The following is a 6,546-nucleotide window of genomic DNA, read 5'->3' as shown; positions in this document are numbered from 1 at the left end:
TGAAAGTGTCATAAACTCACACAGTTTCACATGTGCAGCCCGTCGGAGATCCCGGTTAATTGACCGGGCGGCGAACCGTACCGTCCGGATAGCGGGCAAAGCGCCCCTCTTCAAAGGGGGCAACCGGATCGTTGGAATCAAACCGCCATGCGCCGAACTCGCCACGCTGGTAGGCATCGAATGCCTCAACGAGCTCTTCGCGGCTATTCGCGACAAACGGGCCATGCTGATACACGGGAGCGCCAATCGGTCGGCCTTGGAGAATGAGTGCGAAGGCCCCTTCGTCACCTGCAGAAATGTCCAGTGTCTCGGTTGAGCGTAGCACTGCGCCCTCTTGCTCAAGCGTTTCGCCCTCGATAGTGAGGCTGCCGCGTAGAGAGTAGAGAGTCCGAATTGTCTCGGCATAATTGGTTGGTGGCAACGTTAGCTGTGCGCCCGGCTGCAGGCGCAGCACCCACACGGCTACATCGGAATCTGGTGCAGCGGCCCAGGATTCCGGTGGCGGAGCAAGCGGCTGAGTATCGCCGAATGCGCCCGCGATGACCTTTACGTCGTAGCCGTGGCCATTGTCATCAGTGCCGGTGACATGCGGAGTGTCTTCTGCCCAGAACATCTGGAAGTGCGGCTTTGCCTCCTTGCCTTCGGGCGGCAGGTTCAGCCAAATCTGAAACATGTGGTGAGGATTGGGGCCGTCGTTATGCAGAAGCGGGAACATTTCAGCATGCGCAGTGCCTGCGCCGGTGGTCAGCCACTGCGTGTCGCCGTCGCCGTAACGAGCCTGTGCACCTTCGGAGTCGGTGTGGTCGACGTAACCTTCCTCGACAATCGAGATAGTTTCAAAGCCGCGGTGTGGGTGGGAGGGGAAGCCGGGGACGGTTGTGCCGTGGTACATGGACCAGCCGTCCTTGCCGGAAAAGTCCATGCCGATATTACGGCCGAGCAGCGAGGCATCTGGTGTCATGGTTGTGCCCTTGGCCTGCGGGTATAGGTCGTAATGGTGGACCGCGAACAGGAAGGGATCCATGCCGGGGAGCTATGGGTTGTCGGCTACTGAGAACTTTTGAATGATTGCGCTCATGGAAGGCTCCTTTAGCTAGGTTGTTTCATTTTCCATAACGCATTGTTGTCATGTCAATATTCCGAGGTTTGGTTGAAACCGCTGTGGAGCTTCGATTTGAGGTTTAGCCTGGAATCTATGACGGAAACCGAAGTTGCGCTGAAAAGACCCAAAAGCCCTAGTGCAGTATGGGGACAAGCAGTTATCTATGCTGCCATTTTCGGGTTCTTAATCGGAGTCATTGCATGGGCGGGATTGACAACTAAGTGGATTTTTCCCGGTGTGTTGCTACTAATCGCGGTTCAGTTCGTTTTTGATTACCGCAATAGGGAAGGGGTCTTTGACCCGGACTGGGAGGACAATGCCTTCAAATGGGATAAAAGGGCGCGACAAGGTTGGGCTGCAGTCCTTGCGCTGGTTATTGTGCTGGTAGTTGCATCAAATGTGCCGCGGCACCATGTTGGCGCTACCGCTGCGGTGACAATCGTGGCGGTAGCGGTGATGCTATTCGTGTCAGTCAAAAGGTACTGGCCAGGGCGATAACAGGGAGTATTCGCCCCTACCCAGCAATAATCACAATCAAGGTGCGCGGGCCGTGGACACCTTCGACGCGGGAAAGCTCGATATCCGAGGTCGCAGAAGGCCCGGAAATCATAGTGATTGGAGCCGTGGGGTCAACCTCTCGCAGGCGGGAAATGGCCTCCGGAATGCCAGAGACAATCGTTTCTGCTGGGACGACACAAATATGCTTATCCGGCACCAAGGTCAGGGCTCGGCGCCCGGAGGTAGCGGAGCCGTCCAGGAAAATGGTGCCGGTCTCCGCGCAGGTAACCGCAGAGCTGGTGACAATGGCATCGAGTTCGTCCAGTTCGCGGGCGTTGAAACCGGTATCGACGCGGATTTCGGTCGCCCCTTCAGCAGTCTCGCCAGAGCCAAGCCCCGCAACCCAGTCGCGGTCCAAGCCCTCGGGGATACCAATCAGCGAGGCCCCAACATCCGCAATAGCCTTCTTCACTGCGTCATTGATTTCAGTTGCCGAGCTGCCACAACGGCGCACATCGGCTTTGTAATCGGCGATGCGTTCGTCGGCAAGCGAAACGATGTCCTTGTGGGGCAGCTCCGAGCTTCGTTCATAGTCGCGTGGAACGGAGAAGTGCGCGCCGGGCTCGCCGGTGATAATGCCCACGTCAGAGGCTAAATCGCGGCCCTCAAAGGCAATCTTCTGCGCGTTGCGGATGCGGCCGAGAATGTCGTTTTTGGCGCCAGAGTTGGTCATCGCTAGGACTCCTTTTCGCTTTGGCCATTGATCTTGGTCGGTACCTGATGCGCCGATTCACGCGCCAACTGAGCGGAGAGATCCTCCGAACCCCACACGGAGCGGAAGGGCTTCTGCGGCGGCACCGGCGTGTCACGCACATCGGACCAACCGCTGAGGAACAGCGGCAGGGCGTGAATTTCGCCGTCCTTGAGGCCCAGCACGCGGGCGAGGGAGGCCATCTTTGCGCTCATATTCCAGAGCTTCTGATTGCCCATGATGAACCCGAGCGTGGCAAACAGCTTGCCCTCCACCGGCGGGCGGTGTTCCGTGACCTTACGGTGGCGCAGCTCCAGCAGTGCCGCAGGGATGTCAATTCGCACCGGGCAGACCTCAAAGCAAGCCCCGCACAGCGAAGACGCATAGGGCAGCGAAGCATTCGGATCATCGTAGGAATCCATGCCAGTGAGCTGCGGGGACAAAATCGCACCAATCGGGCCCGGGTAGACCGAACCGTAAGCGTGCCCGCCCACGTGTTCATAAACAGGGCAGATATTCAGGCATGCCGAGCAGCGAATGCACTTCAGCGCTTCACGCCCAATCGGATCTGCAAGAGTGGCCGAGCGCCCATTGTCCAGCAACACAATGTGGAAATTCTTCGGGCCGTCGCCGTCAGTCGTTCCCGTCCACAGAGAGGTGTAGGGATTCATACGCTCGCCTGTCGACGACCGTGGCAGTAGCTGCAAGAAGACTTCCAGATCCTGGAAGGTGGGAAGCAGCTTCTCAATACCCATCACCGAAATCAGTGTTTCCGGCAGTGTGAGACACATACGGCCGTTGCCCTCAGATTCGACGACGGCTACCGTGCCGGTTTCGGCTACACCGAAGTTGGCGCCGGAAATCGCAACCTTGGCCTCCATAAACTGCTCGCGCAGGAACTTACGGGATGCCTCGGCGAGATCGGCCGGATTGGCTTTCAGGTCCGGGTCGACTCCTGGGATTCCATTGAGGAAGATCTCGCGGATATCCTCGCGATTGCGGTGGATAGCAGGAACCAGGATGTGGCTCGGCATGTCGTCGGCAAGCTGAACGATGAGTTCCGCCAGGTCGGTTTCGCGGGCGGTGATGCCGGCGTCGGCAAGTGCTTCGTTCAAGCCGATTTCCTGTGTGGCCATCGACTTAATCTTGACGACCTTTTCTTCGCCGGTCTCTTTCACCAAGTCCGTGATGATGCGGTTTGCCTCGGCGGCATCGCGCGCCCAGTGGACGTGACCGCCGGCGTTCGTAATTGACTCTTCAAACTGCTCCAGCAGTTCCGGCAGACGCGCCATAACATCGCGCTTGATGTGGCTGCCCGCGAGCCGCAGCTGCTCCCAGTCATTCTTCTCGGCTACGACATGCGCGCGCTTCTGACGAATCGAACGCGTGGCATGACCGACATTTTCGCGCATGCGAGTGTTCTTGAGTTCCTCGTGCGCTGCGGCCGTGAACCCGCGCGTACCGCGCAGATGCCCGACGTTGTGCGGCGCGCGGGGAGGAAGGGCTGGCATGCCGACGTTAATTGCGACCATTACTGTTCACCTCGCAGGGAAGCCTCTTGGCGGTTGTGCACATCAAACGGGGTCTCCTTGGTGGAGGCCAGAATCTCGGCCATATGGATGGCGTGCACGCCAGAGTCCTGGCGACGCAACGCGCCACCGATATTGAGCAAGCAGGAAGCATCGCCAGCGGTGACGAACTCCGCTTCCGTAGCGCGGATATTGGCTGTCTTGTCGGCAACCATTGCAGCGGAGGTCTCCGCATTCTTCACCGAGAAGGTGCCGCCAAAACCGCAGCACTCCGCCGCGCCGGGCAGCTCGCGCAGATCGATTCCATCGACTGCGCTGAGCAGCCGCCACGGACGGTCGCCCACCTTGAGTACCCGCAAGCTGTGGCAGGTGGAGTGGTAGGTCACTGAGTGGGGGAAGTAAGCACCGACGTCAGTCACGCCAGCGACATCGGTGATGAACTCGGAGAGATCCAGCGTCTTGTTCGCGCAGGCCTGTGCCGCGTGGACTTGGGCACGGGTACCGTAGCGGCCCGCGATCATCGGATGCTGGTGGCGAACGGCGCCGGCGCAGGAACCGGACGGGGCGACAACGTAGTCAATCGAGGAATCTGCAAAAGCATCAGCGTAGGTGTCCAGCTGAGGAAGGACTTCCTTTTGGTACCCGGTGTTGACGTGCATTTGGCCGCAGCAGGTTTGTTGTGGTGGAAAGACCACATCGCATCCTAGGCGCGTGAGAACTCTGGCGGTCGCACTCACTGCATCTGGAAACATCATGTCCCCGATGCAGGTCGCGAAAAGTGCTACTTTCACGGTCGCTCCAAAAAGGGTTGAGGGGTAAGGCAATAATTTCCTACCTGAATGCTACGCCTAGCCCCGGATTAAATCTGTTCTCAACCTGAATTCGGCTGGACCGTGAAAGCGGTGTAGGACAGCCGGACGCGGTGGCCTGCAGATACCCCTCAAATCAATCTTTTGGTGGCTGATGTTTCCACGACTGCGATTGACCTAATAGGATAGGCAATCGTGAATCCTGCTGATCTTGCTGTACTAGTCCGAAAAGTCACCGTCGAGGTTTTGACTGCCCACGATGCCGATGTCTCTATCGTGCCGGAAAACCCGACCGTCGAGCGTCCGCGTAACCCTGAGCACGGCGACTATGCAACCAATATCGCCATGCAGCTGGGCAAGCGCGTCGGCATGGTGCCGCGTGACTTGGCAACTGAAATTGCCACAGCGCTCGGCGCTTCTGAGGGCATCGATGAAGCAACCATCGCAGGCCCGGGCTTTATTAACATCCGCCTGGCCTCCGATGCCCAGGGCAAGATCGTCGAGGACGTCCTGGCAGCGGGGGAGAAGTGGGGTCATGCCGACTTCAACTCCAACCTCGACGTGAACCTGGAGTTCGTCTCCGCGAATCCGACCGGGCCGATCCACCTGGGCGGTACTCGCTGGGCAGCAGTCGGTGACGCTCTCGGTCGTGTCCTGTCCGCCACCGGTGCCAAGGTCACTCGCGAGTACTACTTCAATGACCACGGTCGCCAGATTGACCGCTTCTCCGACTCCTTGGTTGCAGCCGCTCGCAACGAGCCGACTCCGGAAGATGGCTACGGCGGAGAGTACATCCAGGACATCGCCGCTGCTGTGCTGGAGAAGAACCCGCAGGCACTCGAGGGCTCTGAGGAAGAGGTCCAGGAGCACTTCCGCGCCATCGGCGTGGACATGATGTTCGAGCACATCAAGAAGTCTCTGCACGAGTTCGGCACCGATTTCGACGTTTACTTCCACGAAAACTCGCTGTTCGAGTCCGGTCAGGTAGAAGCAGCTGTCAATTCCCTGAAGGAAAACGGCAAGCTCTACGAAGCTGACGGCGCATGGTGGCTGAAGTCCACCGATTACGGTGACGACAAGGACCGCGTGGTCATCAAGTCCGACGGCGACGCAGCCTACATCGCAGGTGACATCGCATACGTTAAGAACAAGTTCGACCGCGGCCACAACCTGTGCATCTACATGCTGGGTGCCGATCACCACGGCTACATCGCGCGTCTGCGCGCGGCCGCTGCAGCGCTCGGCTACAACGCCGATGGCGTCGAGGTGCTCATCGGTCAGATGGTCAACTTGCTTCGCGACGGCAAGGCTGTCCGGATGTCGAAGCGTGCGGGCACAGTGGTCACCTTGGACGACCTGGTTGAGGCAATCGGCGTCGATGCTGCTCGCTACTCGCTAATCCGTTCCTCTGTGGACTCCAGCCTGGATATCGACCTGGGGCTGTGGGCTTCGCAGTCCAGCGACAACCCGGTCTACTACGTCCAGTACGGCCACGCTCGTTTGTGCTCAATCGGCCGCCGTGCCGAAGAGGCCGGTGTGACCAGCGAAGGCGCTGACTTCTCCCTGCTGGTAGAGGACCGTGAAGGTGAGCTCATCCGCACTATCGGTGAGTTCCCGGCCATCATCAAGTCTGCTGCTGACCTGCGGGAACCACACCGCATTGCCCGTTACTCTGAGCAGCTCGCCGGTGTCTTCCACCGCTTCTACGACACCTGCCAGATTCTGCCAAAGGCAGACGAAGAGGTATCTGAGCTACACCGTGCTCGTCTCGGCCTGGCTGAGGCTACCCGCCAGACGCTGGCCAATGCTCTGCAGCTGCTCGGTGTTACCGCACCTGAGCGCATGTAGTCGAACGCG

At 59.1% G+C, this 6,546-nt stretch carries 6 protein-coding genes; 2 read left to right on the top strand and 4 right to left on the bottom strand.

What is annotated here, in order from left to right; all coding sequences use genetic code 11:
• Nucleotides 1-55: 55 nt before the first annotated feature.
• Nucleotides 56-1,024, bottom strand: a complete 969-nt coding sequence (locus HMPREF2562_RS04470; protein WP_070549677.1) for a pirin family protein — start codon at nucleotides 1,022-1,024, stop codon at nucleotides 56-58.
• 171 nt (nucleotides 1,025-1,195) lie between these two features.
• On the opposite strand from HMPREF2562_RS04470, the gene HMPREF2562_RS04465 reads away from it, so the two are divergent.
• On the top strand, nucleotides 1,196-1,600 hold the full coding sequence (locus HMPREF2562_RS04465; RefSeq protein WP_016422442.1) for a hypothetical protein: 405 nt from the start codon (nucleotides 1,196-1,198) through the stop codon (nucleotides 1,598-1,600).
• A gap of 16 nt (nucleotides 1,601-1,616) precedes the next feature.
• On the opposite strand, the gene HMPREF2562_RS04460 is transcribed toward HMPREF2562_RS04465, so the two are convergent.
• The 3 genes from HMPREF2562_RS04460 to HMPREF2562_RS04450 are packed head-to-tail and all read right to left on the bottom strand — an operon-like array spanning nucleotide 1,617 to nucleotide 4,671.
• A complete protein-coding gene (locus HMPREF2562_RS04460) occupies nucleotides 1,617-2,333 on the bottom strand; it encodes a LutC/YkgG family protein (protein WP_016422443.1) in 717 nt (238 codons plus the stop codon).
• Between the two features lie 2 nt (nucleotides 2,334-2,335).
• The gene (locus HMPREF2562_RS04455; RefSeq protein ID WP_070549676.1) at nucleotides 2,336-3,883 is read right to left on the bottom strand and encodes a LutB/LldF family L-lactate oxidation iron-sulfur protein; all 1,548 of its coding nucleotides are present in this window, start codon (nucleotides 3,881-3,883) and stop codon (nucleotides 2,336-2,338) included.
• Nucleotides 3,883-4,671, bottom strand: coding sequence for a (Fe-S)-binding protein (locus tag HMPREF2562_RS04450; protein WP_042388597.1), 789 nt, complete (start codon nucleotides 4,669-4,671; stop codon nucleotides 3,883-3,885). Before HMPREF2562_RS04450 ends, HMPREF2562_RS04455 begins: the two co-directional genes overlap by 1 nt.
• Nucleotides 4,672-4,884: 213 nt before the next feature.
• Between HMPREF2562_RS04450 and argS the strand changes: the two genes are divergently transcribed.
• Nucleotides 4,885-6,537, top strand: a complete 1,653-nt coding sequence (gene argS / locus HMPREF2562_RS04445; protein WP_049172039.1) for an arginine--tRNA ligase — start codon at nucleotides 4,885-4,887, stop codon at nucleotides 6,535-6,537.
• The last annotated feature ends 9 nt before the right edge of the window (nucleotides 6,538-6,546 follow it).

Origin of the sequence: Corynebacterium sp. HMSC077G07 (genome assembly GCF_001809225.1) — a bacterium.
Taxonomy (GTDB): Bacteria; Actinomycetota; Actinomycetes; order Mycobacteriales; family Mycobacteriaceae; genus Corynebacterium; species Corynebacterium jeikeium_D.
This window is presented reverse-complemented; position numbering and strand designations above follow the sequence as displayed.

Coding starts and splice junctions, on each gene's coding strand:
- HMPREF2562_RS04455 (WP_070549676.1), bottom strand. CDS start 3,883: ATGGTCGCAATTAACGTCGGCATGCCAGCCCTTCCTCCCCGCGCGCCG.
- HMPREF2562_RS04460 (WP_016422443.1), bottom strand. CDS start 2,333: ATGACCAACTCTGGCGCCAAAAACGACATTCTCGGCCGCATCCGCAAC.
- HMPREF2562_RS04470 (WP_070549677.1), bottom strand. CDS start 1,024: ATGGATCCCTTCCTGTTCGCGGTCCACCATTACGACCTATACCCGCAG.
- HMPREF2562_RS04465 (WP_016422442.1), top strand. CDS start 1,196: ATGACGGAAACCGAAGTTGCGCTGAAAAGACCCAAAAGCCCTAGTGCA.